This is a genomic window from Polaromonas sp. P1_G1, from assembly GCF_056405595.1.
This window is the reverse complement of the sequence record NZ_JBFUBU010000002.1, coordinates 90,423-115,375: the sequence shown is the minus strand read 5'-3', so window position 1 is coordinate 115,375 and position 24,953 is coordinate 90,423. Positions and strand designations below refer to the sequence as shown.

General features: G+C 64.6%; 23 protein-coding genes. 11 read left to right on the top strand and 12 right to left on the bottom strand.

All coding sequences use genetic code 11. The features are described 5' to 3' along the window. Positions 1-346 precede the first annotated feature (346 nt). Positions 347-2,377 carry an elongation factor G gene (gene fusA / locus AC1D1Y_RS01440; RefSeq protein ID WP_477680780.1) on the top strand — a complete coding sequence of 677 codons (2,031 nt, stop codon included), beginning with the start codon at positions 347-349 and terminating at the stop codon, positions 2,375-2,377. A gap of 68 nt (positions 2,378-2,445) precedes the next feature. On the opposite strand, the gene AC1D1Y_RS01435 is transcribed toward fusA, so the two are convergent. Next, a complete protein-coding gene (locus AC1D1Y_RS01435; RefSeq protein ID WP_477680779.1) occupies positions 2,446-3,726 on the bottom strand; it encodes a LysR family transcriptional regulator in 1,281 nt (426 codons plus the stop codon). A 206-nt stretch (positions 3,727-3,932) separates the two neighbouring features. On the opposite strand from AC1D1Y_RS01435, the gene AC1D1Y_RS01430 reads away from it, so the two are divergent. From AC1D1Y_RS01430 to AC1D1Y_RS01405, 6 genes are read left to right on the top strand one after another with little or no spacing between them, the layout of a single operon-like run. After that, positions 3,933-4,961: an amidohydrolase family protein gene (locus AC1D1Y_RS01430; protein WP_477680778.1), complete on the top strand. Its 1,029-nt coding sequence runs from the start codon at positions 3,933-3,935 to the stop codon at positions 4,959-4,961. A gap of 2 nt (positions 4,962-4,963) precedes the next feature. Next, positions 4,964-5,653, top strand: a complete 690-nt coding sequence (ligK, locus tag AC1D1Y_RS01425) for a 4-carboxy-4-hydroxy-2-oxoadipate aldolase/oxaloacetate decarboxylase (protein WP_477680777.1) — start codon at positions 4,964-4,966, stop codon at positions 5,651-5,653. A 51-nt stretch (positions 5,654-5,704) separates the two neighbouring features. Then, positions 5,705-6,706 (top strand): Bug family tripartite tricarboxylate transporter substrate binding protein, encoded by a 1,002-nt coding sequence (locus AC1D1Y_RS01420; RefSeq protein ID WP_477680776.1) that lies wholly within the window; start codon positions 5,705-5,707, stop codon positions 6,704-6,706. An 8-nt stretch (positions 6,707-6,714) separates the two neighbouring features. Beyond that, on the top strand, positions 6,715-7,614 hold the full coding sequence (locus AC1D1Y_RS01415; RefSeq protein WP_477680775.1) for an NAD(P)-dependent oxidoreductase: 900 nt from the start codon (positions 6,715-6,717) through the stop codon (positions 7,612-7,614). A gap of 9 nt (positions 7,615-7,623) precedes the next feature. Further along, entirely contained in the window at positions 7,624-8,928 is a 1,305-nt protein-coding gene (locus tag AC1D1Y_RS01410; protein WP_477680774.1) for a gallate dioxygenase, read from the top strand. A 3-nt stretch (positions 8,929-8,931) separates the two neighbouring features. Further along, entirely contained in the window at positions 8,932-9,900 is a 969-nt protein-coding gene (locus tag AC1D1Y_RS01405) for a Bug family tripartite tricarboxylate transporter substrate binding protein (protein ID WP_477680773.1), read from the top strand. Between the two features lie 54 nt (positions 9,901-9,954). Here the strand turns inward: AC1D1Y_RS01405 and AC1D1Y_RS01400 are convergent, their stop codons facing one another. From AC1D1Y_RS01400 to AC1D1Y_RS01380, 5 genes are read right to left on the bottom strand one after another with little or no spacing between them, the layout of a single operon-like run. After that, positions 9,955-10,878, bottom strand: a complete 924-nt coding sequence (locus AC1D1Y_RS01400) for an amino acid ABC transporter substrate-binding protein (RefSeq protein WP_477680772.1) — start codon at positions 10,876-10,878, stop codon at positions 9,955-9,957. Between the two features lie 25 nt (positions 10,879-10,903). Next, entirely contained in the window at positions 10,904-12,133 is a 1,230-nt protein-coding gene (locus AC1D1Y_RS01395) for a pyridoxal phosphate-dependent aminotransferase (RefSeq protein ID WP_477680771.1), read from the bottom strand. Beyond that, entirely contained in the window at positions 12,124-12,738 is a 615-nt protein-coding gene (locus AC1D1Y_RS01390; RefSeq protein WP_477680770.1) for an RraA family protein, read from the bottom strand. The genes AC1D1Y_RS01395 and AC1D1Y_RS01390 overlap by 10 nt, the downstream gene beginning before the upstream one ends. Continuing rightward, a complete protein-coding gene (locus AC1D1Y_RS01385; protein ID WP_477680769.1) occupies positions 12,738-13,400 on the bottom strand; it encodes an RraA family protein in 663 nt (220 codons plus the stop codon). The genes AC1D1Y_RS01390 and AC1D1Y_RS01385 overlap by 1 nt, the downstream gene beginning before the upstream one ends. An 8-nt stretch (positions 13,401-13,408) precedes the next feature. Then, complete coding sequence (locus AC1D1Y_RS01380; RefSeq protein ID WP_477680768.1) at positions 13,409-14,077, bottom strand: RraA family protein; 669 nt, start codon at positions 14,075-14,077, stop codon at positions 13,409-13,411. A 153-nt stretch (positions 14,078-14,230) separates the two neighbouring features. Between AC1D1Y_RS01380 and AC1D1Y_RS01375 the strand changes: the two genes are divergently transcribed. Further along, on the top strand, positions 14,231-15,127 hold the full coding sequence (locus tag AC1D1Y_RS01375; protein ID WP_477680767.1) for a LysR family transcriptional regulator: 897 nt from the start codon (positions 14,231-14,233) through the stop codon (positions 15,125-15,127). 39 nt (positions 15,128-15,166) lie between these two features. Here the strand turns inward: AC1D1Y_RS01375 and AC1D1Y_RS01370 are convergent, their stop codons facing one another. The 4 genes from AC1D1Y_RS01370 to AC1D1Y_RS01355 form a co-directional block, all read right to left on the bottom strand. Then, the gene (locus tag AC1D1Y_RS01370) at positions 15,167-16,198 is read right to left on the bottom strand and encodes a hypothetical protein (RefSeq protein WP_477680766.1); all 1,032 of its coding nucleotides are present in this window, start codon (positions 16,196-16,198) and stop codon (positions 15,167-15,169) included. Next, positions 16,195-17,190, bottom strand: a complete 996-nt coding sequence (locus AC1D1Y_RS01365; protein WP_477680765.1) for a hypothetical protein — start codon at positions 17,188-17,190, stop codon at positions 16,195-16,197. The genes AC1D1Y_RS01370 and AC1D1Y_RS01365 overlap by 4 nt, the downstream gene beginning before the upstream one ends. A gap of 195 nt (positions 17,191-17,385) precedes the next feature. Then, positions 17,386-17,547: a hypothetical protein gene (locus tag AC1D1Y_RS01360; protein WP_007863796.1), complete on the bottom strand. Its 162-nt coding sequence runs from the start codon at positions 17,545-17,547 to the stop codon at positions 17,386-17,388. A gap of 182 nt (positions 17,548-17,729) precedes the next feature. After that, positions 17,730-18,692, bottom strand: coding sequence for a Bug family tripartite tricarboxylate transporter substrate binding protein (locus tag AC1D1Y_RS01355; RefSeq protein ID WP_477680764.1), 963 nt, complete (start codon positions 18,690-18,692; stop codon positions 17,730-17,732). A gap of 221 nt (positions 18,693-18,913) precedes the next feature. Here AC1D1Y_RS01355 and AC1D1Y_RS01350 point away from each other — a divergent pair, with 221 nt between their 5' ends. Continuing rightward, complete coding sequence (locus tag AC1D1Y_RS01350) at positions 18,914-19,636, top strand: hypothetical protein (protein ID WP_477680763.1); 723 nt, start codon at positions 18,914-18,916, stop codon at positions 19,634-19,636. A gap of 18 nt (positions 19,637-19,654) precedes the next feature. On the opposite strand, the gene AC1D1Y_RS01345 is transcribed toward AC1D1Y_RS01350, so the two are convergent. Continuing rightward, a complete protein-coding gene (locus AC1D1Y_RS01345) occupies positions 19,655-20,488 on the bottom strand; it encodes an aldo/keto reductase (protein WP_477680762.1) in 834 nt (277 codons plus the stop codon). A gap of 155 nt (positions 20,489-20,643) precedes the next feature. Between AC1D1Y_RS01345 and AC1D1Y_RS01340 the strand changes: the two genes are divergently transcribed. Further along, positions 20,644-20,955 (top strand): cupin domain-containing protein, encoded by a 312-nt coding sequence (locus tag AC1D1Y_RS01340; RefSeq protein WP_413330334.1) that lies wholly within the window; start codon positions 20,644-20,646, stop codon positions 20,953-20,955. Between the two features lie 12 nt (positions 20,956-20,967). Here the strand turns inward: AC1D1Y_RS01340 and AC1D1Y_RS01335 are convergent, their stop codons facing one another. Beyond that, positions 20,968-22,050, bottom strand: coding sequence for a DUF6352 family protein (locus AC1D1Y_RS01335; protein ID WP_477680761.1), 1,083 nt, complete (start codon positions 22,048-22,050; stop codon positions 20,968-20,970). A gap of 225 nt (positions 22,051-22,275) precedes the next feature. On the opposite strand from AC1D1Y_RS01335, the gene AC1D1Y_RS01330 reads away from it, so the two are divergent. Then, positions 22,276-24,681: a DUF6600 domain-containing protein gene (locus AC1D1Y_RS01330; RefSeq protein ID WP_477680760.1), complete on the top strand. Its 2,406-nt coding sequence runs from the start codon at positions 22,276-22,278 to the stop codon at positions 24,679-24,681. Positions 24,682-24,953: the final 272 nt, after the last annotated feature.

Below are 24,953 nucleotides of genomic sequence, written 5' to 3'. Positions count from 1 at the left end.
TAATAATCCGACCTCTTATGAATCTCACCAACGTGATCAAGGCAACTTTCGCCACCTGACTTCGCCTTTCGATCGCGTTTCGGAAGGCTTGTGCCTTCCGGACAACTAAACCCCGGCAGGCTTTTCCCTCCGGGGTTTTGTTTTTTTTGGGCTTTAACCATGCGTACCTACGACAAGCTGATTGCCACGATTCCCGACCGCCGGAGCGCAAGCACCGTGCGCCTGGGCTCCGGCCGCAATTTCAACCTTCAACGCTAGCATCCAGGCGAATCCCGCCTGGGCTGGCCTTTGCCAACCAGGCGGCAGCCGCTCGCAAAGCCGAGTGCGGCCGCAAGAAAGATTCACCATGACTGCAAAAACCCACAAGCTCCGCAACATCGGCATCATCGCCCACGTCGACGCGGGCAAGACCACGACCACCGAACGCATCCTGTTCTACACAGGTGAAAGCCATCGCATCGGCGACGTGGATCACGGCACCACGCGCATGGACTTCGACCTCCAGGAACGCAAGCGCGGCATCACCATCAACAGTGCGGCCATCACGGTTCACTGGAAAGGCGCGCAAATCAATGTCATAGACACGCCCGGACACATCGACTTCAACATCGAGGTGAACAGGTCCTTGCGCGTTCTCGACGGAGCCGTCGTCGTCTTCGACGGCGTCGCCGGCGTAGAGCCGCAAACCGAGACCAACTGGCGCCTTGCGGACAAATACCGCGTGCCCCGGATCGCCTTCATCAACAAGCTTGACCGCGTCGGTTCGGATTTCCAGCGCGTCGTGGCCATGATGAAAGATCGCCTGGGTGTGACGGTCGTTCCGCTGCAACTGCCGATCGGCGCGGAAGGCGACTTCCGCGGCGTGGTCGATCTGCTGGCGATGCGCGCACTGTTCTGGGACAAGGACGATGCGAGCGAGTCCTTCCGCGAAGCGGAGATTCCCGCCGACCTGCTGGATCTCGCGGTTCGTGCACGCGCCCGCCTGGTTGAACTCGCGGCGGAGCAGGAGGAAGCCGCGCTGCAGACCTACGTCAACGGCGAGGAGATCGAACTCGCCGTGCTGCGCCGCTGCATACGCAAAGGTGTGCTGGCCGGAGCGTTTGTGCCTGCGCTCGCCGGCTCGGCATTCAAGAACCGTGGTGTGGAGCCTCTGCTGGACGCGGTTGTGGACTACCTGCCCGCGCCGGACGACATGGTTCGCGAAGACGGGAAACCGGCTTCCGCCGGCGATCCGCTCACCGCGCTGGCGTTCAAGGTCACCACGGACGACCATGGGGCCAAGGTCTTCGTGCGCGTGTACAGCGGCAGGCTCGGCCGTGGCGACGTCGTGCTCAACGCGACGACCGGCAAGACCGAACGCGTGACGCGGCTCTATGAGGTGCATGCGGACGACCTCATTGAACGCGAGGAACTGGTAGCGGGAGATATTGCCGCGGTTGTGGGTCTCAAGGACACGCTGACGGGCCACACCCTGTGTGATCCGTCTCATCCGGTTCATCTGGAAGACATCAGCGTTCCGGAGCCGGTGATCCACGTGGCAATAGAGCCCAGGACCAGCGGCGACCAGCAAGGCCTCTCCAAGGCACTGCAGGCGATGTTGAGGGAGGACCCGAGCCTGAAGCTCCGGCATGACGCGGAGTCCGGGCAAACAGTCCTCTCCGGCATGGGAGAGCTGCAGCTCGAGGTTTCTATCGAGAAGCTGCGGGCCAAATATGGTGTCGAAGTGTCGGTTGGCCAGCCACAGGTTGCCTACCGGGAAACAATTTCACGAGATGTGGAGGTGAACCATGTTCACAAGAAGCAAAGCGGAGGGCCCGGCCAGTTCGCCGAGGTCAAACTCCTGCTGACGCCTCAGAACCGAGGCGAAGGCATACGTTTCGAAAGCCGCGTTGTAGGCGGCGCTGTGCCGCGGGAATTCATTCCCGCGGTGGAGGCCGGTATCCGGCGTGCCGCGCTTACGGGTGTGGTGGCGGGCTATCCCTGTGTCGACTTTTCAGTCGCGCTGCTGGATGGCAGCTTCCATGAAAGAGACTCGTCGACGGTTGCTTTCGAGTTGGCCGCGATGGCGGCTTTCCGGGAGGGCTTTGCGAAAGCGGGGCCACAGGTCCTGGAGCCGGTCATGGCCGTTGAGGTCATCACGCCGGTGGACTACCTGGGCGACTGCATTGGCGACCTGAATCGCCGGCGCGGTGTGGTCCGCGGGCAAGGTCCCCGGGGCAATGCGGCCGTGATTGAGGCGCATGTGCCACTGAAGGAGATGTTTGGCTACATCGGAGGCCTGCGTGCGTTGTCTTCGGGCCGTGCGCAATATTCGATGCAGCTGGCTCACTATGACCTGCTCCCCGCGGCACAGCTTGCCGCGTTGTTGCAGAACTAAGCGTCTTGGGGCGTGGACTTTGTGTTCACGCCCTTTTTTTTGCTCTCACTTCGGTTGGGACTCGATCCTCAGCCAGCTCCCGGCAGCTCTCGCGCCACCACCTTGCGAATCTCCGCAATCAGCGCCCGCGCCCCTGGCGAGGCCAGCGCGCCGGCGCGCTGCGTCACGCCGATCTGGCGCTGGGTCTTGGCCAGCGGGAAGTCGAGCACGACCAGCGAGCCGGCCTCGATCTCGTAATGCAGCTGGTGCGCCGAGATCGCCGTGACCATGTCGCTTTGCAGCAGCAGGCCGCGCAGGATGGCGAGGTCGCCGGTTTCAACCGCCGGCACGGGGGATGGCTGGGCCGATTCTCGGAAGGAACGCTCGAACAATTCACGCGACGGCGAGCCTGGGCGCGACAGCACCCACTGCGTGCGCCGCAGGGCCTCGAAGCCGATGCGCCGCGCGCGCGCCAGCGGGTGGCCGGCGCGCACGATCAATGAGATGCGGTCGTCGAACAAGGCCTCCTGCACGAATTCCGGCGTGTCCTGTGCGGGCCTGAGCGCGCCCAGGATGAAATCGATGTCGCCGCTGCGCAGCGAGGCCGCCAGCGCCTCGTAAGGGCTTTCGACGGTGCTGACGTGGAGCTGCGGGTGCTGCGCCACCAGCGCGGCAATCGCCGAGGGGACGATGAGCGTGCGCCCCAGCGGCAGCGCGCCGACCACCACCTGGCCCTGCACCACGCCGCGAATGGCGGCCAGGTCTGAATCCATGCTGCGCAGCTCGGACAGGGCGCGCTTGAAGCGAAAGGCCAGCACCAGGCCGGCCCGCGTCGGCGTGACACCTTTGGCGGAGCGCACAAACAGCGCCAGCCCGAAGCGGCCTTCGAGCTCGCGCACCAGCGCGCTGATCGCCGGCTGGGTGATGCCGAAGGCGCGCGCCACCGCCGGCATGTTGTGCAGCTCGGCCAGGCTGGCGAACACCGCGAGCCGCTGGCCGCTGAACATGGCCGCCAACAAGGCGCGCGCATCGACCGCGCCGCCACCCGCCGGGGCCAGCCCCGCCAGCTCGGCGCAGGCGGCCGCAAACTCCTGCTCGACGCGCTGGGCCCGCGGCAGCACGGCCTGGCCAAAAGCATTGAGCAGCATGCCGCGCGCCTTGCGCTCGAACAGCGGCGTGCCCAGCCTGGCTTCGAGTTCGGCCACCGCGCGCGTGACCGCCGAGGCCACACGAAACAGTGCCTCGGCGGCCTGGGTCACGCTGCCGGCGGCCGCCACGCCGGAGAAGGCCTGCAGATGCCGCAGGTTGATGCTCCAGGCCGCCGGGGTCGGCTGCTCCATGGTCGGGTCGATAAGTTTTTTGCGAGGCACAAAGCCTATCTTCGGCGATCACGCTGCTGGACGCAAGAACAAGCAGCCCCACCGACCCTACGCCATCGATAAATAAACAAGAACGCATAGCAAGCCGAAATCAAGCCGCGCCAGCCACCGGCTGACCACAATCAAGCCATGCCGATCCGCAGCCTTGCCAAGACAGGCTGGCAAGCATTTACCACCACTCCACAGGAAGCCCCAGCGTGATCATCGATTGCCACGGCCATTACACGACCGCCCCCAAAGCCCTGGAAGACTGGCGCAACCGCCAGATCGCCGGCCTCAAAGACCCGGCGCAGACGCCCTCGCCAGCCGAGTTGAAGATCAGCGACGACGAGCTGCGCGAATCGATTGAGCAGAACCAGCTGCGCAAGATGCACGAGCGCGGCAGCGACCTGACGATTTTTTCGCCGCGCGCCAGCTTCATGGCCCACCACATCGGCGACTTCAACACCAGCGCGACCTGGGCCGCGATCTGCAACGAGCTGTGCCACCGCGTGGCGCAACTGTTCCCGGACAACTTCATAGGCGCGGCCATGCTGCCGCAGTCGCCGGGCGTGGATATCCGCAGCTGCATTCCCGAGCTGGAACGCTGCGTCAAAGACTACGGCTTTGTCGGCATCAACCTGAACCCGGACCCTTCGGGCGGGCACTGGACCTCGCCGCCGCTGTCCGACCGCTACTGGTACCCGCTCTACGAAAAAATGGTGGAGTACGACATCCCGGCCATGGTGCACGTCAGCACCAGCTGCAATGCCTGCTTCCACACCACGGGCGCGCACTACCTGAACGCCGACACCACGGCCTTCATGCAGTGCCTGACCTCTGACCTGTTCACCGACTTTCCCGAGCTGCGCTTTGTGATTCCGCATGGCGGCGGCGCCGTGCCCTACCACTGGGGSCGKTTCCGYGGCCTGGCGCARGARCTSAAGAAGCCGCTGCTGRAAGASCAYTTGCTGARCAACATCTWCTTCGACACCTGCGTCTACCACCAGCCCGGCATAGACCTGCTGACCAAGGTGATTCCTGTCGACAACATCCTGTTCGCCAGCGAAATGATTGGTGCCGTGCGCGGCATAGACCCGGAAACCGGCTTCGCCTTTGATGACACGCAGCGTTATATCGAAGCCGCGCCGCTGCTCAGCGCCGAGGACCGCCACAAGGTCTACGAAGGCAATGCGCGGCGCGTCTACCCGCGGCTGGACGCCGCACTGAAAGCCAAAGGACTTTGACCATGGGCATACAGGAACTCGGCGTGGTACGCCGCAACATCGTCCGCGCCGATGCGGCAGCCGTGCAAAAACTCTCGCGCTTCGGCGTCGCCACCGTGCATGAGGCTATGGGCCGGCTGGGGCTGATGAAACCGAACATACGCCCTATCTACACCGGCGCCCAGCTGTGCGGCACCGCCGTCACGGTGCTGCTGCAGCCGGGCGACAACTGGATGATGCACGTCGCGGCTGAGCAGATACAGCCGGGCGACGTGGTGGTGGCGGCCTGCACCGCCGACAGCACCGACGGCTTCTTCGGCGACCTGCTGGCGACTTCCTTCCGGGCACGCGGCTGCAAGGGCCTGGTCATTGACGGCGGCGTGCGCGACATCAAGGACCTGACCGCCATGGACTTTCCGGTGTTCAGCCGCGCCATCCACGCCAAGGGGACGATCAAGGCCACGCTGGGCTCGGTGAACGTGCCGGTGGTATGCGCGGGCGCGATGGTGAACCCGGGCGACGTGGTGATTGCCGACCTCGACGGCGTGGTCGTGGTGCCCGCCGCCCAGGCGCAGCAGGTGGCCGATGCCGCCGAAGCGCGCGAGGCCAACGAAACCACCAAGCGCGCCAAGCTGGCCGCCGGCGTGCTGGGCCTGGATATGTATGCCATGCGCGAGCCGCTGGCCAAGGCCGGGCTGCGCTATATCGACTGACGTCCGAACCCGGCGGGGACACGCGTTTTTCAATACAACAAGGAGACAAACATGAACGCTATTTTTCAACGCACGGCCCAGTTCGGCATTGCCGGCCTGGCAGGCATCGCAGCCCTGGGCCTGCTGGGCACGCCGGCCCAGGCACAAGACTTCCCGACCAAAGCAGTGCGCATCATCACGCCCTTCCCGGTCGGCAGCGGCCCCGAGGGCGTGCTGCGCCTGCTGGCCGACAAGCTCAGCCGCAGCTGGGGCAAGCCGGTCACGGTGGAAAACCGGCCCGGCGGCAATGGCTTTATCGCGATCGACGCCTTCAAGCGCGGCGCCAGCGACGGCCACGACCTGATCCAGCTCGACAACGTGCACCTGTCGGCCTACCCACACCTGTTCAAGAAACTGCCTTACGACCCCGTCAAGGATTTTGAGCAGATCCAGCCGCTGTTCAAGAACAATTTCTTCTTCACCGTCGCCACCGACAGCAAGTACAAGTCGGTCGGCGAGATCATCGCCGACGCCAAAAGCCGGCCCGGCCAGCTCAACTATGGATCCTGGTCGGTGGGCAACCCGGTGCACCTGGGCTCGGCGCTGTTCGAGTCGGTGACGGGAACCCAGATGACGCACATCATCTACAAGGAAACCTCGCAACTCTACACCGGCGTTGCGACCGGCGAGCTGAGCTTCGCGCTGGGCACCATAGGCAGTGCCGGCGCCCTGGAGCGCGCGGGCAAGCTGCGCTACCTGGCCGTGGCCGGTGCGAAGCGGCACCCCGCTTATCCCAACGTGCCGACGGTGGGCGAATCGGGCGGCCCGGCCGGCTTCGAGGTCATTGGCTGGACCACGCTGGCGGCGCCCAAAGGCCTGCCTGCCGCAGTCACCGACAAAATTCGCCGCGACGTCGAAAAAGCCCTGGCCGAACCCGACTTCAAGGACAAGTTCACCGCCTTTGGGTACGAGCCCTTTCCCGTCGCCACGCGCGAGCTGTTCGGCCAGTTTGTCCAGGCCGAGTCGCTGCGTTTTGCCGACGTGATCAAAAAGGCCAAGGCCTCGCTCGACTGAGTTTTGCCATGCATACCTATTCACTCCCCGCCACCTCGGTCGGCCTGATCGGCTACGGCGAGGTCGGCAAGATTTTTGCGGCCGCACTGCAGGCCAAAGGCGCCAAGGCCGTCAGCGCCTGGGACCGGCTGTTCAACGATAGCGGGTCTGGCACCGAGGCGGGCATACAGCGCTGCGCCAGCCTCGCCGACCTGCTCGCGTGCTGCGACCTGGTGTTCTCGGCGGTCACGGCCAGCCAGACTTTGGCCGTGGCCCGCGAGGCTGCGGCGCTGATCAAACCCGGAACGGTCTTTATCGACCTGAACTCGGCCTCGCCGCAGACCAAGCGCGATGGCGCGGCAGCGATTGAAGCCGCCGGCGGCCGCTACCTCGAGGCGGCGGTGATGAGTTCGGTACCACCCTACGGCCTGCGTGTGCCCATGCTGCTGGGCGGCCCGCACGCGCAAGCTCTGGCACCGGTGCTCCGCGACTGGGGGCTGGACGCCAAGGCCGCATCCACCGAACTGGGCACGGCCTCGGCCATCAAGATGTGCCGCAGCGTGGTCATCAAGGGGCTGGAAGCCATCGCGGTGGAAAGTTTTACCGCCGCGCGGGCCTATGGCGTCGAGGACGAGGTGCTGGCCTCGCTGAAGGAAACCATGCCGGGCCTGGACTGGGAGCGGCAAGGCAGCTACTTTTTCGAGCGCGTCATTCAGCACGGCCAGCGGCGCTCCGAGGAAATGGTCGAGTCGGCCGCGACCATGGCCGACGCGGGCATAGGCGGCAGCATGGCCGCCGCCGCGTCGCAGCGCCAGGCCTGGACGGCGGCGCTCGCGCGGCAAGGCGTGTTTGGGCCATCGGCGGACAGCTGGCGCGTGCGCGCCGATGAAATCCTTGCGGCAGTCGCCCCTTCCAATCCCAAAAAGTAAACAGACACCATGGCCAGAATCATTGGCGGCATCGCCTGCTCGCACACCCCCACCATTGGCTTCGCGGTCGACAAAAACAAGCAGGGCGACCCGGTCTGGGCGCCCATCTTCGAAGCCTTCACGCCGGTACGCCAGTGGCTGGAGGAACGCAAGCCCGACGTCTTGTTTTTTATTTACAACGACCACGTCACGTCCTTCTTCTTCGACCATTACTCGGCCTTCACCCTGGGCGTGGGCGAGCAGTACGCGGTGGCCGACGAAGGCGGCGGCGCGCGCGACCTGCCGCCGGTTGCGGGCCATCCGGCGCTGGCGCGCCACATCGGCGAATCGCTGGTGGCCGACGAATTCGACATGTCCTTCTTCCAGGACAAGGCGCTGGACCACGGCGTGTTCTCGCCGCTGTCGGTGCTGTGCGCGCACGCGCCGGCCTGGTCGCTGCCCATCATTCCGCTGCAGGTCGGCGTGCTGCAGTCGCCTTCGCCCTCGGCGCGGCGCTGCTACAAGCTCGGGCAGGCGCTGCGCCGCGCGATCGAGAGCTACCCCGAGGACATTTCCGTGGCCATCGTCGCGACCGGCGGCGTCTCACACCAGGTGCATGGCGAACGCGCGGGCTTCAACAACACTGCCTGGGACGCGCAGTTCCTGGACCTGATGGAAAACGACCCGGTGCGCATCAGCGAAATGACCCAGGCCGAGCTGGCCACGCTGGGCGGCATGGAAAGCACCGAGGTCATCATGTGGCTGGTGATGCGCGGCGCGCTGTCGGCCAATGTGCGAAAAGTGCACCAGACCTACTACCTGCCCTCGATGACGGGCATCGCGACGGCGATCTATGAAAACCAGGCCTCGCCGCCGGTCGCCGGCGAAGTGCTGCGGCACCGCAGGCACATGGCCGAGCAATCCGCCGGTCTTGAGAAGCTGGCGGGCACCTACCCCTTCACGCTGGAGCGCAGCGTCAAGGCCTACCGGCTCAACCGGTTTTTGCACGGCATGACGCGGCCTGAACACCGCGCGCGCTTCCTGGCCGATGAAGAGGCGGCCTTTGCCGAAGCGCAGCTCAGCGAAGAGGAGCGCGACCTGCTGCGTCGTCGCGACTGGCGCGCGCTGATCCATTACGGCGTGATCTTCTTCCTGCTGGAAAAGCTGGGCGCGGTGACCGGCGTGTCCAACCTGCATATCTACGCCGCCATGCGCGGCCAGTCGCTGGAAGATTTTCAGAAAACCCGCAACGCGCCCGGCGCGCTGTATTCCGTCGCGGGCAAGGATGCCGCGCCCCAAAGCTGGGACACGGCAACACCCGCCCCGAAAGCCTGAACCATGCAACGCCGAACCCTGTTGATGCCGGCCCTGCTGGCCTGCGTCCTGCCCGCCTCACTGCCGCGCGCCCAGGGCAGCGCCAAGCCCGTGCGCCTGGTCGTGCCCTTCACGCCGGGCGGTAGCACCGACATCCTGGCGCGTGTCATCGCCACCCGGCTGGGCACGGTCATGGGACAGCCCTACATTGTGGAGAACAAACCCGGAGCCGGCGGCTCGCTGGGCGCCGACAGCGTGGCGCGCGCCGAGGCGGACGGCAGCACCCTGCTGATGGGGCACATCGGCACGCTGGCGGTGAATGCCTCGCTGTACCCCAAGCTGCCTTACGACCCTGTCAAAAGCTTCGCGCCTGTGGCCTGGGTGGCGCGGGTTCCCAATGTGCTGGTGGTGAATGCCAACTCCGGCATACGCTCACTGAAAGACCTGGTCGCACAGGCGAAGGCCAAACCCGGCCTCCTGACCTACTCGTCGGGTGGCAATGGCAGCGCGGCGCACATCGCGTTTGAATACCTGAAGCTGCGCGCGAAGATTTTCATGTCGCACATCCCGTATCGCGGCACCGCGCCTTCGGTGACCGACCTGATCTCGGGCCAGGTCGACGCCACCTTCACCGGCGGCCCCGCGGTAATGCCGCACGTCAAGAGCGGGCGCCTGCGCGCGCTGGCCGTGTCCAGCAGCCGGCGCATGGCGGCCTTTCCCGACGTGCCCACCGTGGCCGAGAGCGGCTACCCGGGCTTCGAGGCCGACCAGTGGTATGGCGTGGTCGCGCCGGCCGGCACACCGGCGGAGCTGGTGACCCGGCTCAACCTCGCGATCAACAAAATTTTGGCCCTGCCCGAGGTGGCCCAGCAACTGGCCGGCGAGGGCGCAGAGCCGGTGCAGGCGACACCCCAGGCTTTCGCCGAATTGATCGCCCGCGAGATTCCGCGCTGGCGCGAGGTGGTGCGTGCCGGCAACGTCAAGCCGGAGTAGGCTCATCGGCCCGCACGCGTAAGGCGGGCGCCAAGAAATGATTTCTACAGCCAACTAGGGTTTCGCGGCTGCCGGCGCGGCCTGGTAGTCTTCCATCGGCCTGTCATTGGGTTTGGCCCATGCCGCTTTGATCGACTCAGGCGTTTGCAGGCCGATAGCCACGCCTTTTGGCGGAATGGGCTTGAGGTACCACTTTGTCCACAGGTCGCGCAGGACGCCCGACGCGGCCATGGACCGGATGGTTTCATCCGCTATCTTTTTGAGTTCCTTATCGTCTTTTCGCATCATGATGGCGATGGGCTCCACATTCAGGACTTCTCCCACGACCGCGAAGTTCCTGGGTGTCTTGGATGTGGCGATCAGGCTTGCCAGCATGGCGCCATCGATGACGTAGGCATCGGCCCGGCCGGTCTCCAGAAGCAGGAAACTGTCCTGGTGGTCCTTTCCCTGAATTTCCTTGAAGTCCAGGCCTGCAGCCCTCTTGTGTTTTCGCAGGTGCTGCACCGAGGTTGTACCCGTCGTCGTGACGACTGTTTTTCCGTTGAGCTGGCTTATGGAGGTGATCCCCGAATCAGCCCTGACAGCCATTCGAACCTCTTCGATGTAGGTTGTCACGGCGAATGCGACGTCTTTCTGCCGTGCCGCGTTGTTGGTTGTGGAGCCGCATTCCAGATCGACCGTGCCGTTCTGCACAAGCGGAATGCGATTTTGGGAGGAGACCAGCTGGTAGCCGACCTCAACCATGCCCAGATTGAGTTTTCGCCTGGCGGCATTGATGATCTGCTGGCAGATATCAATGTGAAATCCCACGTACTTTCCATCGCCAAGCGTGTAGGACAGCGGGACGGAGCCGTCCCTCACCCCCATCGTCAGCTTGCCGGTGGTTCGCATCTTCTCCAGCGTGCTGACCTGCGCAAGGGCAGGCATGGCAAACATCGCCGCGGCGACCAGCAATGCCGTTGGTTTGAGTCGTTTCATAAGAGCGCCAGGTTGCAGGTAAAAACTAGGTGAGGGACGAACAAAAGTGCTTGATGCGATTGCAGGCTTCCACCAGCAGTTGGTCATCCGCCGCGAAGGCGACGCGGATATGTGGGCCCAGGCCAAAGGCGCTGCCGTGAACTGCCGCGACACCGGTTTGCAGGAGGAGCTGATTGGCGAAGGTTTCGTCATCCGCGATGTGCGCGCCATCCGGCGTCTTCTTGCCGATCAACCCTTCGCAGGAGGGGTAGGCGTAGAACGCGCCTTCCGGCTTGATGCAGCTGAGTCCAGGGACCGCGTTGAGCATCGAAACGACGAGGTCCCTTCTTCGCTCGTAGGACTTCCTGGCAAGCGCAATGAAGTCCTGCGGCCCGTTGAGCGCCTCGAGGGCCGCGTACTGCGAGACCGAGCTGGCGCCGGAGGTCTGTTGCCCCTGAATCTTTTCCATTGCGCCCAGAAGCCACTCAGGCCCGGCGCCATAGCCAATCCGCCAGCCGGTCATCGCGTAAGCTTTTGAGACGCCGTTGACGATCAAGGTCCGGCGTTGGATGTCTTCCCCGAGCTGGGCGATGGTATGGAAGGGTTGCTTGTCAAAGACAAGGTGCTCATAGATGTCATCGGACATGATCAGCACCTTGGGGTAGTCCCGCAACACGTCCACGATCACCTGCAGGTCCTGCCGGCTGTAGACCGCGCCCGAGGGATTCGAGGGGGAGTTGAGGATCAGCCATTTGGTCCGGGGTGTGAGCGCGGCACGTAAATCTTTCTCCGCCAGCTTGAAGCCGTTCTCCATTCGGGTGGGGACGATCACCGGCCGGCCGCCGCAGAGCAGCGCGATCTCGGGGTAGCTCACCCAGTAAGGCGCCGGAATGGCCACCTCGTCGCCCGGATCGAGCGTTGCCATCAGGGCGTTGAAGATGACCTGTTTCCCACCGCTCGACACCATGGTTTCGTTGACGCCGTAGCGCAAGCCGTTTTCGCGCTCGAACTTCGAAACGATGGCCGCACGTAGAGGTGCTATCCCCGCAACCGGCGGATAGCGTGTGTGGCCCGCGTTGATGGCCGCGATGGCGGCGTCCCGGATGTTGGCAGGCGTGTCGAAATCCGGCTCTCCCGCGCTCAGGGAGATCACATCGCGGCCGGACTTTTTCAGCGCGGCGGCCCGCGCAAGCATCCCGTAGGTCGCGGACGGCTGGACGGCCGCCAGCCGTGCGCTGAGCGCGCCGCTATCAGCCAGGGCAATTTCTAGCGCCATTTCTGCAAGCCAAGAAGTTCGAGGGTCGTGGCGCCTGCGCCGAGCTTTTCCATCATCAGGGCCTCTTTGCCGGCGCGCTCCTTTGCGGCGCTGATGATGCGTTCGATGTGCGCCCGGGGAATCACCACCACGCCATCATCGTCGGCGACCACCAAGTCCCCCCGGGAAATACCGCAGTCCGATATCTGGATGGGGTCGCCAACGGAATTGAACCTTGCCTTGGCCGTCCCCTGCACTGAAATCCCTCTCGTGAACACCGGAAAGTTCCGCCGGTTCATGGCCGCGATATCGCGCACGCCCCCGTCCATGACCAGGCCGGCGATGCCCCTGGCCTGGGCGGCAACGGTCAGCACCTCTCCCCAATAGCCGGCGACAAAACCACTGGCGTCGACGACCAGGACGCTGTCCGCGGGCGCTTTTTCCAGGGCAATGTGGATGGCCAGGTTGTCGCCCGGCGCGCACGACAGCGGATAGGCCTCACCCACCAGTACCACGCCGGGACGGATAGCACGGATATTCCGGTCCAGCGAGCATCTCAAGCCCGAGGCCTCGAAAAGCGTCGAGGAGCCGAGTTCACCGGCTGTTGCAAACAGCTTGGAGTTCATCAGGCCTTCCTTTGCAGGGTGTGGTACCCCAAAGCCGCCCGGGCTTCTTTCAGCGTCTTGCCTTTGGAAATTTCCTCCCTGATCTGGCGCTCAACGCCTTCAATCTTCTGGGCTGCCTCGGCGACTTCCCTGGCTCTCTCCCGCGGCACCACGACCACGCCGTTCGCGTCGGCCACCACGATGTCGCGGGGCCTGACCCTGGCGCCGCCGATGGAAACCGGGGCATTCGCCTCCAGGAATTCAACCCGGTCTTTTCCGGTGCGCATGTAGCGCCCCCGGGTGAACATGGGGTAGCCGTCGGAAATCGCTTTCATCACGTCCCTGCACACGCCGTCGATGGCGGTGCCCGCGAACTTATGCGTGCCGGCGACCTGGGTCATGATGTCGCCCCACACCGTGCAGTCCGTCCGGCCGCTGTTGTCGATGACGACGAAGTCGCCCTCGGCCACGTCGTCAATAAAGTCGCCGGCCGTCCCGGGAGGATTGCTGGCTGGAACGTAGCGAACCGTGAAGGCGGGACCAACGACGGTTTTGGCATAGTTGGCCAGGGGCGCGATGCCCAGGCACTGGCCCGGAAGTCCGAGCCGGTCCATCGCGTCCGACACGCCCGGCGTATCCAGGCCCTCGAACAGCGCCACGAGGTCTCTGTCTTCGATACTCATTTCCATGCTCATTTTTGTGTCTCCACCACGATGGCGGCGAACTCCTTGTCATGCATGACTTCGGAGACGGAGCGGCCGGCGCGAATGGCCTGGACCATGCCGTCCTGCCGCGCGGCAATCTTTTCGCCCAGGGCGACGACTTCCTCGATACGGCCGGCGGGAACGAACACGGTTCCGCAGCGGTCCGCGATGACATAGTCGTCCTGGCTGACCGTGACGCCCTGCACCTGGATCGGTTCGCCAGAGGAGATTTGCGCGACCCTGTTCCTGGCGCTGATCATCGTCACGCCACGGCCGAAGACGGGGTAGCCAATGGACTCGCTGCCCTCGATGTCCCGCGAGACGCCGTCGAGAACGGTGCCCTTGATGCCTTTCAGCTGGGACGCATTCGCCACCAGGTCACCCCAGGAGGAGATGCCTTCCAGCCCCCCTGTAATCACCAGGATGCGATTCGCGGAGTTGACTTCGGCGATCACGGGCGTGATGGGGTGGACCGTGGCGCGAGGGTCGGTTTTGGGCCCGAGCTGGATCGTGTTGGCGAGCCCGACGATCTTGGGACAGTTCCAGAGAGGACGCAGGCCGAAAGTGGCGCCTTTGAGCTCGAGAAAATCAAGCGCGTCGGAGACGGTGTTCGTGTCGAGCTGGTAGAGCCGCTGGAGAAGTTTTTCTTCGGTCATGTGTTGGATTGAGGTTGGATGTCTGCGCTGTTTCGGCTACATTTTTCTTGCAATGGAGAAAATCGATTCCTTTGCGTGACATCAGTTTCTCGCTCTTGAGGAAGGGCGTCTATTACCTTGAGACTATTGAATCCATACACAAAAGGAATCGAAATGATCAACTTCAGAATCCTTCGGCATCTGTGGCTGTTTTTGGCGGTTGCGGAAGAACGCCATTTCGGAAAGGCGGCCAAGCGCCTGGGAATGTCCCAACCGCCCCTGACCAAGCAGATACAGGTCCTGGAACATGCCCTGAAGGCCAGGCTGTTTGAGCGTTCGCAAAGCGGGGTGACGCTGACGGCGGCCGGCCTGGCGATTCTTCCTGCCGTGCAGAAATTTGCGGAGCAGGTGCAGCGCCTTGAGCTTTCCGTCAGGGAGGCGACGGGCGGCCGTACCGCCGTGCTGACAGTGGGGACTATCACTTCGGCGATGTTCGATGTGCTTCCCGAGATCATTGAGCTCGTCAAGAAAGAACACCCGGGCATCACAGTCTCTCTCAAGGAGGCGGATACGGCCAGCGCGCTTGCTGCGCTGGAAAGCGGCGACATGGACGTCGCGTTTGTCCGGCTAAACGGCAGCTACGGCGCCGTGACCGCGGTGCCCTTGATCAAAGACCGGCTGGCCGTGGCCCTGCCGTCCAGCCACAAACTGGCAAGGCACAAGTCGATCAAGCTGGCGGATGTTTCGGAGGAAAACTTCGTGCTGTTCCCCCGCTCCATCAGCCCCGCCTACTTCGACGACGTGGTGACCGCTTGCAGGGATGCCGGTTTTTCCCCGCGGATTCTTCATGAGGCGATGTCGGTCGCGTCCCAGCTGGCATTCGTGGCGTGCGGACAGGGCGTGGCCGTCGTGCCTTCCGCACTGGGGAAGATGAATACAACAGGGGTGAGCATCAAGCCGCTGCGAGACGCGGTCGACGTTGTGACCATCGCGGTTGCCTGGAACAAGCACAGGCCGAACCCGTCGGTGGATGCCCTTGTGAAGATTGCCCAGCGCTGGGCGAAGGCCTGACGCAAATTCGCTTTCACCCCTACTCCCGCACTGGATGCATCAAGCAGCGGACTTAGGCCACTTAGGTCTTTTCCAGATCACGCCGTCCACCAGGTAGTGATGGAAATTCACGGTGAAATGCAGAATGAACACGGTGGGCAAGCCCAACCAGATCAGTTGCTGGCCGGCCACCGAGAGCGCTTCGTACATCACCGCGCCCAGCACCAGGCACAGGGCGAGGTATTTGCCCGCATTTTTGAATGGTTTCACCAGGCGCTGAAGGTCCTGGGTAGCTATGGGCCCTTGTGCGTCACGGCGGACATTCTGCAGCCATACAAACTGCAGGTATTGCAGGTTGTGCCAGATATTCACCACCAGCCACCCCGACGTGATGTCGGTGACCCACAGGTAGGCAACCGCCGTAACCAGCAGGTGCGATGCCACAAACAGGCAATGCCCCGCGTTGAGCCGCCCGGCCAGCGCAAGGCGCAGCTGCCGGTACCCCCACCACGCGCACGAAAAGACGGCGACGATGCCTGTTACGCCTGTCAGCGCGGCGTCGACAGGAGGAAGGTAGATGGGGTAGCCATAGAAGAATTCAGGGGCCGTTGTGCACCGGTGCATCAAGCCCCAAAGCGGAAAGAGGTAGATCAGGCTCTCCGACAGGCGGTCGGGGCCAGCGGCTTGCGGGTCGGCCTTTCTGCACGCCCTTGAAATGCCGAAGGACTGCCGGGTGACATGGTAGGTCTGGGCGATGAAATACAAAGTAAACAGGCCACCCAACTCATAGGCCAGGGCCACCATCGTGACCCCGACAAGCACGATGGGCGGCAAAGCAAAAATCAGGAACCAGTGCCTTTTGACATGGGCTTTGTCAAAACCAATGCGGGTGTAGGTGGCAATGACGTGGGGGCTGGCGAACAGCCAGACGTCGACCAGCACCACTGCCACAAACATCGCGGGCGAGATGGTTGCCAAAGCACCCAGGACCAGCGCGATGCCGGCGGTGCCAAAGAGGAACAGCCTGTCAAACCACGGCCCATAGAGGAGCGGGCCGTGATTGGCTGGACCAACCAGCAAGCGCAGACTCATGTTGGAGGAGGTGGTGGTGGCCGTGCGGAGCCCAGCGAAGCAGCTTTTGGCGGCCGAATGTACTGCGTTCCCGGCCGAAGATACCGTTCCGTTGACGCCCTGGTTTTCTCGTAGGCGCCATTGAGTCCGGACTCAAACCGCGAAGCCAGTGTCAGCCTGCCGGACATGGCGGACAAACCAGCGGGCTGCAGTGTTTGATAGGGGTCATACAGCCGCACTGTTTCGCAAGGGAAACAAAAGCCGTCGGCATCAAACTGGCTTGCGAATTGAATCGAATACACCACACCATTGGGACTGTCGCTGTCAATCGGGAATGAAAACGCCAGAACCGAATCAGCCGCATCGGCGGCAGGATTGCTGTCACGCAGCAAAATGAATCCGGACTCCGTGAAGGCACGGGCTACCTCCCGCTTCAGATCCGGCAGTTTGACCTTGACGTAGGAGTTGTCGTAACCCGGGCGGTTACGCTCCCCGCTCCACATGTTTTTGTACTCAAACCCGTGTTGGGGATCCAGGTAGTTCTGCGACTTGTTTTTAATCGACGCATACGCCTGATCGATGTCCGGGTAGAGCCGGCTGCTGAGATCGTATTGGGCCATCCATGGCAGTTTCCCCATGTCCCTCTCGTTCAGTATTCGTCCCCTTCGCAAGAAGCAATTCATGCACTTGTTCTTGACAACGGTGCCGTCAACCTTGAATTCAAAAATCACGGTTCCGGATTTGCCGTTCTTGTCCATGGGATAGGAGAACTGGAAGACCGTGCTGTCATCCGCATCTTTTCTTTTGGCAAGCAGGGAAAAATTGAATTCCGAAAATGAATCAACCAGCATTTGATTCAAATGATCCGCCCTGATATTGCGGTAAATCGCCACGGGAAATGCGTGCGGCACCCGGGGATCTATTGTTACGACGGGTTTTGCAACCGGCTGGCTGCTTGAAATGGAAAGGCATCCAAGTCCCAGGACCAGGAAAACTGCAATTCTGGACAACATTTTTTAGTACTCCCCCGTTTAACGTTATCCATGGATTAAACATCAGGGCCGGCTCCCAACAAGACGAGTTTTTACCTGGGCTGGACGCCACACTGAACCCAATTCGCCGAACGCCAGCCATTTTGGCCATGAAAAAAGCGCCTGAAGAGGCGCTTTTTTCATGGATGCGGCCTGGGGCCGCATCGGCAAACCGGCTCAACCCTGGTGGGGGCGCTTGCCTGGGTTCTTTTTGCTGCGGGTGTGCGAACCGCGCTCCAGGCTGATCTTCTGGCCGCGGCCGGTCGTGATGGTGTAGCCCTTGGGAGGGACTGGCTTGGGGGCGCAGATGTCGGCTTCGACTCTGATTTTCTTGGGCATGGAAGACTCCGGGTTAAAAATGGCGTAGCCCGTGATTTTAAGCCACTCCGGGCCTGCGGCCGTGCCCAGGGGTTCCCGCCCCCGTACAGGACGGCCGGCAAGGCGCAAAAAGCGGTGTCCGGCCAGAAAAAAAGGCGGCGCCCGKCCGGGCGCCGCCTTTTTGCGGGAAAGCGTGAAACGGCCTATTCGATGGTCGCGCCGGAAGCCTGCACGATGCTTTTCCACTTCACATAGTCGGTCTTGAGCAGGCTGGAGAACTGTTCGGGCGTCATGTTTTGCACTTCGGCGCCCTGGGCGTGGATGGCGGCCTTCATCTCGGGCGTGGCCAGCAGCTTGTTGACCTCGGCATTGACGGTGGCGACGATGTCCTTGGGCGTGCCGGCCGGCATGAACAGGCCGTACCAGGTGCTGACGTCAAAGTCCTTGTAGCCCAGTTCGGCCACGGTGGGCACTTCGGGCAGCGAGGTGCTGCGGCGGGCCGAGGTGACGGCCAGCGGGCGCAGCTTGCCCGACTTGATCTGGGCGATGGCCGAGGGCAGCGAGGACACCATGAGGTCCACATTGCCGGCCAGCACGTCCATCATGGCCGGGTTGGAGCCCTTGTAGGGCACGTGGCGCAGCTTGATGTTGGCGGCGCTGTTGAAGATCTCGCCGGCCAGGTGGATGGTCGTGCCGTTGCCGGGCGAGCCGTAAGTGATGCTGTCGGGCGCGGCCTTGGCGGCGGCCACCACGTCGGCCAGGGTCTTGAAGCGCGACTGCACGCCCGTGACGATGACCACCGGCGTGTAGGCCACGTGGGCCACGGCCACCAGGTCCTTGGTCGGGTCGTAGCTCAGGTTTTTGTAGAGCCAGGGCGCGACGACCAGGTTGTCCTTCTGGCCCATGACCATGTCGTAGCCCGTGGGCGCGGCGCGCACGGCTTCGGCGATGCCGATGGTGCCGCCGGCGCCGCCGCGGTTGTCGGGAATCACCGTCCACTTGCTGACCTCGGTCAGCTTGTTGGCCACCAGGCGCGACAGGATGTCGGTGCCGCCGCCGGGCGGGAAGGGAACGATCAGGCGTATCGGTTTGGCCGGGTAGGTCTGGGCCTGCGCGGCGCAAAGCACGAACGCGAGGGCGATGAAGGACAGAATCTTGCGAAGCATGGGGAAAGTCTCCTGATGGGGTCTGCCAAGCATAAGGCGAATGAAAAAACACCCCGCATGCAGCCGGTTTTTGAGCCTCGATTTTATTCGCCGCCCTGTCTATACAACATGGCGGCGCCGCGCAGCCCTAGCGTGATCCGCGTGGGCGGGCGTCTCGATCGGCGATGGCCCCGGCCTGGGCCACCTATGATCAGGCCCTCAACAAAACAGGGAGGCCTTGCATGTCATCAACTTCTTCCGCCGCGCCATCCATGGTGCGCACCGGCGCCAAAGCCGGTGTGGCATTTGCCGGTTCCGTCGCCATGGGGTTTTTGCTGGCTTTCCTGCTGGGCGGCGGCGTGTTCTTCTTTTACCTGAGCCGGCTGTCCGGCCCCGGCATGCCCGCCGCGGCGCACGCGGGCGGCGCCGTCCTCGCCCTGCTGTTCTCACCACCCCTGCTGGTCGGTTTTCTGCTGCTGGCCTTTGTGCCGATCTACCTGATGCTGGGCGTGGCGCGTGGCCGCAGCCGGGCCATCCAGCAGGTCGTCATGAACCATGGGGAAGCCATGTCGCAGCGCCTGACGGACGCGATTGCCGGACGCATCGAAGCCATGCCGCGGACCAAAGGCGCGCTGGAGCGCGTGGCCGACGTGCTGTCGGCCGATGCCATCGTCCAGCAACTGGCGCCTGTGCTGGGCCAAGGCCGGGCGGTGCGCGGCATGGTCAATTTTGTGCTGAATCGCCTGCCGCTGGCCGACCTGCTGGCGCAATGGCAGCAAGGCCGCGCCGCGGAAACTGCCGCCGCACCCGCGCCCGGCGCGCCGGATCCGGCCTTGCGCGCACTGCTCACGCAGCGTATCGGCGAGACGCTGCAAGACGCCGCCACGCCTTCCCGCAAGCCGCTCTACATCGCCATGGCCGTCCAGGCCGCCTTGCTGGCGGTGGGGATGTGGCTGACGCGTTGACGCTCGCCGTCGATACGCCTAGATCATTTCCAGCGGAGCGGCCCTGGAAGGCGGCTGGAACAGCGCGTCCAGCTCGGCCAGCTGTTCAGGGCTGAGTTGAATGCCGGCCGCCGCGACGTTCTCGCGCAGGCGGCCGGGATGGCTGGTTTTGGGAATCGCGATCACGCCCTCCTGCGCCAGCAGCCAGGCCAGCGCGGCCTGGGCCGGCAGCATGCCGTGGCCTTGGGCGAAGCGGGCCAGGCCCGCATGGCGCAGCAGGCGCGCCTGCTCGATCGGCGAGTACGCCATGACGGGCACACGCCGCTCGCGCAGCCAGGGCAGCAGGTCCCACTCGATGCCGCGCCGCGTGAGGTTGTACAGCAGCTGGTTGGCCTGCACCTCCTGCCCGCCGGGCAAGTCCCACAGCTCCTGCATGTCGGACAGGTCCAGGTTGCTGACGCCGTAGTGCCGTATCTTGCCGGCCTTCTGCAGCGCCACGAAAGCCTGCAGGGTTTCGGCCAGCGGCACCGAGCCGCGCCAGTGCAGCAAGTAAAGGTCTATGCGGTCGGTGCGCAGCCGGCGCAGACTGCGCTCGCAGGCCGCCACCATGCCGGCCTTGGAGGCATTGTGCGGATACACCTTGCTCACGATAAAAGCCTCGTCGCGCCGGCCCTGCAGCGCCTCGCCGACCAGCTCTTCGGACAGGCCTTCGCCATACATTTCCGCGGTATCGACCAGCGTGCAACCCAGGTCCAGGCCCAGCCGCAAAGTCGCGAGTTCGTCGGCGCGGCGAGGCCGCGCATCACCCATGTTCCAGGTGCCCATGCCCAGGGCGGGAACGGCTTCGCCGCCGGGCAGCCATACGGTTTTCATGCGAATCATCTTAGCGCCGCGGAGCCAGGGGCGGGGCATTTCAGTGATGCGCTTATGGAATCAATGCGGGCCGAAGAATTCATGTTTCCGTCGGCCCCGCGACGTAGCATGGCGTGGCTTTCACCGCGCCACGCGCTCACCCGATGGAGAACGATATGAAGATCATCCGAAGCAAGGATTTCACCGCGACACGCGCCTGGGGCGCGATGACGGTGGCCAATATGCAGGGCATCACGACCCGGCTGCACTGGACCGACAAACCCTACAAGTGGCACATCAATGAGGGCGAAGAAGTGTTTGCCGTGCTCGACGGCCGCGTCGAGATGCGCTACCGCGACAACTGCGGCCAATGCTCGGTGATGCTGGAAACCGGCGACATCTTTTTCGCCAGCGCCGGCACCGAGCACATCGCCTCGCCGGTGGGTGAAGCCCGCGTGCTGGTGGTGGAAGTGGAGGGCAGCGACTGAAGGCTTGGCCTTCTAGGAAGCCGCCGGCGGTAGCGGCAGGTTGACCAGCAGGTTTTGCGGCTTGAGCCTGAGCACACCGCCGGCGTCCATCATCAGCCCCAGGTACACCGGCTTGCCCGCCACGTCGGCGCGCATCTCGCGCGGGTCGGCAAAGTCCAGCCGGAACAGGCTGACCAGCCTCTGCAGGCGCGCCGGCTCCACCTCGCGGCCTTCATACAGATCATTGAGCAGGGCCGTCGCCTCGGCGTCCAGCCCCAGGTGCCAGCGCCAGGCCTCGTCGTCGACCTTTTGCACGGGGCGAATGGTGACGGCGACGCCGAGGAAATGCGCCACCCATTTCTGCAGCACACCGGCCAGCGCCTTGAGGCCCGAACGCGCGCGCACCAGCGTCAGCACCAGGCCGTGTCCCAGTTCGTTGTTCACCTCGTGCGTGAGGTCCAGCAAAAAACGGTGGCCGCCAGTCCCTTCGGTTTCTTGCCAGTACGCGGCGGCATTGCCGTCATTGAGCACCTGCAACTCGACGGTGGGCACAGGCGCCCCGGCCTCGGCCAGGAAGCGGCCGAAATCGCCCACGCCGCCGGTTTCATGGAACATGTCAATGACCGCCAGGTCGCCGCTGAGCACCCTGCCCCCTTCGGTGCTGATGCGCTGGGGGCGAAAAAGCATTTCGGCCGCGCGCACTTCGTAGGCATCCATGGAATCGGCCAGCAAGTTGCGCAGCATGGCCTGCACGATCAAATCAATGAAGAGCGGCGGTATGTCAATGCGGCCCGTGCCGTCGCGCGGAAACAGGCCCAGGTAATAGGCCTCCAGCGTGCCCGCGGCCAGCAGGCCGTCGCGAAAGCGCAAAAACAAGGCGTAGTTGTCACGCGCATCCGCGTCTTGCAGCGCCTGCAATTCGCCGGGCGCCATCGGCCTGGAGGGCGAAGCCGCCAGCGCGGCATGCAAGGCGCGCTCGGCCTCGCAGGACTCGGGCACCAGCGCCAGCTCGGGCCGCGCCAGGAACAGCCGCAGGTAGTCGTCGGTGGGCTGAAGCCAGCCGCGCACAGTGGGCTGGAGTTGTTCGAAGCCGCTCGAAGGCCAGAAGTTTTGCATGGGCGACATCGTCTCACATCAACCCAGCGTGTTTGCCGACGCCGGCATTACATCCTGTTTCATCGCGCCCTTGAATGGCGCAATCTTTACCGCTTGTTAGCAGTCCATCCATCGTTCGGCGCGTTGTCATGGGTATGGTGGTCTACACAGGGCCACAAGCCTCCACACAGCCTCCACACGGCCCCATCAACGATGGCCCGCAACGACAGGAAGAGAGCGTGCACCATGACCAGCACCGACACCCATTCATCCCACGACACCGCCCGTGATGCCTTGCGGGCTTTCCGGCTTTCCGACCTTTACTGGTACTTCGTGCTGCTGGCCGTGGCCTTTGTGCTGGCACTGCTGCAGCCCGTCGTCTGGGCGCAGCAGCCCGCGCCGCAGGGCGAGGCGCCGGACCCGCCGAGCAGCGTGGCCCGGCTCAACCTGGCCGAAGGCGCCGTGAGTTTTGCGCCGGGCGATGCGGCCGATGCCTGGACACCCGCCGTGCTGAACCGGCCGCTGACCGCCGGCGACAGGCTGTGGACGGGCCCGCAGGCGCGCGCCGAACTCTATGCCGGCTCCACCGCCGTGCGCATGAACAAGCAGACCAGCCTGGACCTGCTCGCGCTGGACGACAACACCACCCAGCTGCGACTGGCGCAGGGCACGCTCAAGCTGCGCGTGCGCCAGCTGTTCGAGGGCCAGCGCCTGGAAGTCGACACGCCCAACCTGGCTTTTGTGGTGTCGCAGCCCGGCGACTACCGCCTCGACGTGGACCCGGCCGGCAACACCACGCGCGTGATCGCGCAGTCGGGCGGCGGCGTGATTTACGGCGACGGCTCGGCCTCGGTGAACCTGGCCGGCGGGCAGCAGGCCAATTTCACCGGCACGCAGTTGGTGCCGGCAGGGCCGGGCGCCACGCGGCAGGATGACTTCGACCTGTGGGCCGCCAACCGCGACCGGCTTGAGAACCAGTCGGTGTCGGCGCGTTATGTCCCGCGCGAAACCGTCGGTTACCAGCAGCTCGACAGCTACGGCAACTGGAGCCAGGACCCGGCCTACGGCGCCGTCTGGATACCGCGCGCCGTGCCGGCCAACTGGGCGCCCTACCGCATGGGCCACTGGGCCTGGGTCTCGCCCTGGGGCTGGACCTGGGTCGACGACGCGCCCTGGGGTTTTGCGCCCTTCCACTACGGCCGCTGGGCGCAGATAGGCCCGCGCTGGGCCTGGGTGCCGGGACGGCTAGCGCCGCGCCCGGTGTACGCGCCCGCACTGGTCGCCTTTGTCGGCGGCAGCAGCGGCGGCGTGAGCTGGAATATCTCCGTCGGCGGCGCGGCGCGCCCCGGCGTGGGCTGGTTCCCGCTAGCGCCCGGCGAGGCCTTCCGCCCGGCCTACCGCGTGAGCCCGCGCTATGTCACCCGGGTGAACAACAACATCGTGGTCAACAACACCGTCAACGTCACCAATGTTTACCGCTACCAGCGCCAGCCCGCCGCCGTCACGGCCGTCAGCCGCGAGGACTTCGAGCGCGGCCGGCCGGTGCACGGCAACCCCCACCGCCTGAGCAGCGCCGACCTGGGCCGCGCGCAACTCGTGGCCGATCGCGGCGCCTTGCCGCAGCGCCCGAACCCAGCGGAGCTGCGCGAACGGCAACGCCCCGTGGCCGCCGCCGCTTTGCCGCCGCCCGCCGTGGCCGCGCGGCCGGTGGTCAGCAGCCGCGACGACAGGCGTGGCGACCACAGGGACGGCCGCGATGGCCGGCGCGATGACAACAACCGCGACGACCACCGCGCCGGGCCTTTTGCCGGCAGGGACCACGATGCCCGGCCACAAGCCGCTGCCCCCGCCTCCCCCACCGCGCCTGTCGCCACGGCCCCGGTTGCACGGCCCGCGCCCGCACCGGACCGCGGCGCCCTCGAAGCCAGCCAGCGCGCCCAACGCGAACAGCAGCGCCAGCAAAAGGAGCGGCAGGAACAGCTGCAGGCCCCGCAACTGGAACAGCAACGCCGCCAGGGCGAGGAAGCCATAGGCCAGCGCGCCCTGCGCGAACAGGCCCAGCGCGACGCGCGGGCCCGCCAGGAGGCACAGGAACGCGCCCAGGCGGCCAATGCCAGCGCCGATGCCCGCGCCAACGCCGACCGCCATGCCGCCGAACAGGCCCGGCGCAGCCAGCAGCAAGCCCAGCGCGAACAGCAGCGCCAGCAGCAGGAACAACGGGAAAAGCTGCAAGGCCCCCAGCTGGAACAGCAGCGCCGTTCCGGTGAAGAACCCATAGGCCAGCGCGCCCTCCGCGAGCAGGCCCAGCGCGACCAGGAAAATGCCCGCCAGCAGCAAGCCGCGCAAAGGCAGCAACAGCAGCAACAGCACCAACAACAGTTGCAACAACAGCAGCAGCAGTTGCAACAACAGCAGCAGCATTTGCAACAACAGCAACAACGTGCGCAGCAGGAGCAGCAACAGCGTGCGCAGCAAGAACAGCAGCGTCAGGCCCAGGAGCAGCAACAGCAACAACGCCGTCAACAGCAACAGCAACAGCAGCAACAGTCACAACGCGACGCCACCCCCGACAAGCCGATCCGCCAGGCCGACGCCGCCAACCCGCGCGGCCAGCGCGGCGAAGGCGGCCCAGGCCGCAACCGCGAGCAGTAAGCGCAGACGCCGCTCTCAAAATCCCCTCGGTGCCGCGCCCCCCGCCCGCGCAGCGAGGGCGCTCCCTTGCAAGCAAGAAGCACGGAGGGCGTTCGCAAAAGCCCGTCTGGCTAGGCGCGCCGCCGCAGACAGTGCACCAGGCACGGCAAGGCGGCGCAACAACGCCAGGCGGGCTTTTGCGAGCGCCCTCTCAGGGTTGCCCATGACGCAAAACTACCTAAGGGTCTGCCCGGTATCGCCTGGGAAGGTGGGTGGCTAGGATGACCAACTGT

Bases quoted from the DNA above. Each gene is read 5' to 3' on its own strand.
- AC1D1Y_RS01350 (WP_477680763.1), top strand. From the start codon at position 18,914: ATGTCATCAACTTCTTCCGCCGCGCCATCCATGGTGCGCACCGGCGCC.
- AC1D1Y_RS01395 (WP_477680771.1), bottom strand. From the start codon at position 12,133: ATGGCGCTAGAAATTGCCCTGGCTGATAGCGGCGCGCTCAGCGCACGG.
- AC1D1Y_RS01370 (WP_477680766.1), bottom strand. From the start codon at position 16,198: ATGAGTCTGCGCTTGCTGGTTGGTCCAGCCAATCACGGCCCGCTCCTC.
- ligK (WP_477680777.1), top strand. From the start codon at position 4,964: ATGGGCATACAGGAACTCGGCGTGGTACGCCGCAACATCGTCCGCGCC.
- AC1D1Y_RS01420 (WP_477680776.1), top strand. From the start codon at position 5,705: ATGAACGCTATTTTTCAACGCACGGCCCAGTTCGGCATTGCCGGCCTG.
- AC1D1Y_RS01405 (WP_477680773.1), top strand. From the start codon at position 8,932: ATGCAACGCCGAACCCTGTTGATGCCGGCCCTGCTGGCCTGCGTCCTG.
- AC1D1Y_RS01415 (WP_477680775.1), top strand. From the start codon at position 6,715: ATGCATACCTATTCACTCCCCGCCACCTCGGTCGGCCTGATCGGCTAC.
- AC1D1Y_RS01360 (WP_007863796.1), bottom strand. From the start codon at position 17,547: ATGCCCAAGAAAATCAGAGTCGAAGCCGACATCTGCGCCCCCAAGCCA.
- AC1D1Y_RS01385 (WP_477680769.1), bottom strand. From the start codon at position 13,400: ATGAGTATCGAAGACAGAGACCTCGTGGCGCTGTTCGAGGGCCTGGAT.
- AC1D1Y_RS01365 (WP_477680765.1), bottom strand. From the start codon at position 17,190: ATGTTGTCCAGAATTGCAGTTTTCCTGGTCCTGGGACTTGGATGCCTT.
- AC1D1Y_RS01345 (WP_477680762.1), bottom strand. From the start codon at position 20,488: ATGAAAACCGTATGGCTGCCCGGCGGCGAAGCCGTTCCCGCCCTGGGC.
- AC1D1Y_RS01355 (WP_477680764.1), bottom strand. From the start codon at position 18,692: ATGCTTCGCAAGATTCTGTCCTTCATCGCCCTCGCGTTCGTGCTTTGC.
- AC1D1Y_RS01340 (WP_413330334.1), top strand. From the start codon at position 20,644: ATGAAGATCATCCGAAGCAAGGATTTCACCGCGACACGCGCCTGGGGC.
- AC1D1Y_RS01375 (WP_477680767.1), top strand. From the start codon at position 14,231: ATGATCAACTTCAGAATCCTTCGGCATCTGTGGCTGTTTTTGGCGGTT.
- AC1D1Y_RS01330 (WP_477680760.1), top strand. From the start codon at position 22,276: ATGACCAGCACCGACACCCATTCATCCCACGACACCGCCCGTGATGCC.
- AC1D1Y_RS01335 (WP_477680761.1), bottom strand. From the start codon at position 22,050: ATGCAAAACTTCTGGCCTTCGAGCGGCTTCGAACAACTCCAGCCCACT.
- AC1D1Y_RS01390 (WP_477680770.1), bottom strand. From the start codon at position 12,738: ATGAACTCCAAGCTGTTTGCAACAGCCGGTGAACTCGGCTCCTCGACG.
- AC1D1Y_RS01410 (WP_477680774.1), top strand. From the start codon at position 7,624: ATGGCCAGAATCATTGGCGGCATCGCCTGCTCGCACACCCCCACCATT.
- AC1D1Y_RS01380 (WP_477680768.1), bottom strand. From the start codon at position 14,077: ATGACCGAAGAAAAACTTCTCCAGCGGCTCTACCAGCTCGACACGAAC.
- AC1D1Y_RS01400 (WP_477680772.1), bottom strand. From the start codon at position 10,878: ATGAAACGACTCAAACCAACGGCATTGCTGGTCGCCGCGGCGATGTTT.
- fusA (WP_477680780.1), top strand. From the start codon at position 347: ATGACTGCAAAAACCCACAAGCTCCGCAACATCGGCATCATCGCCCAC.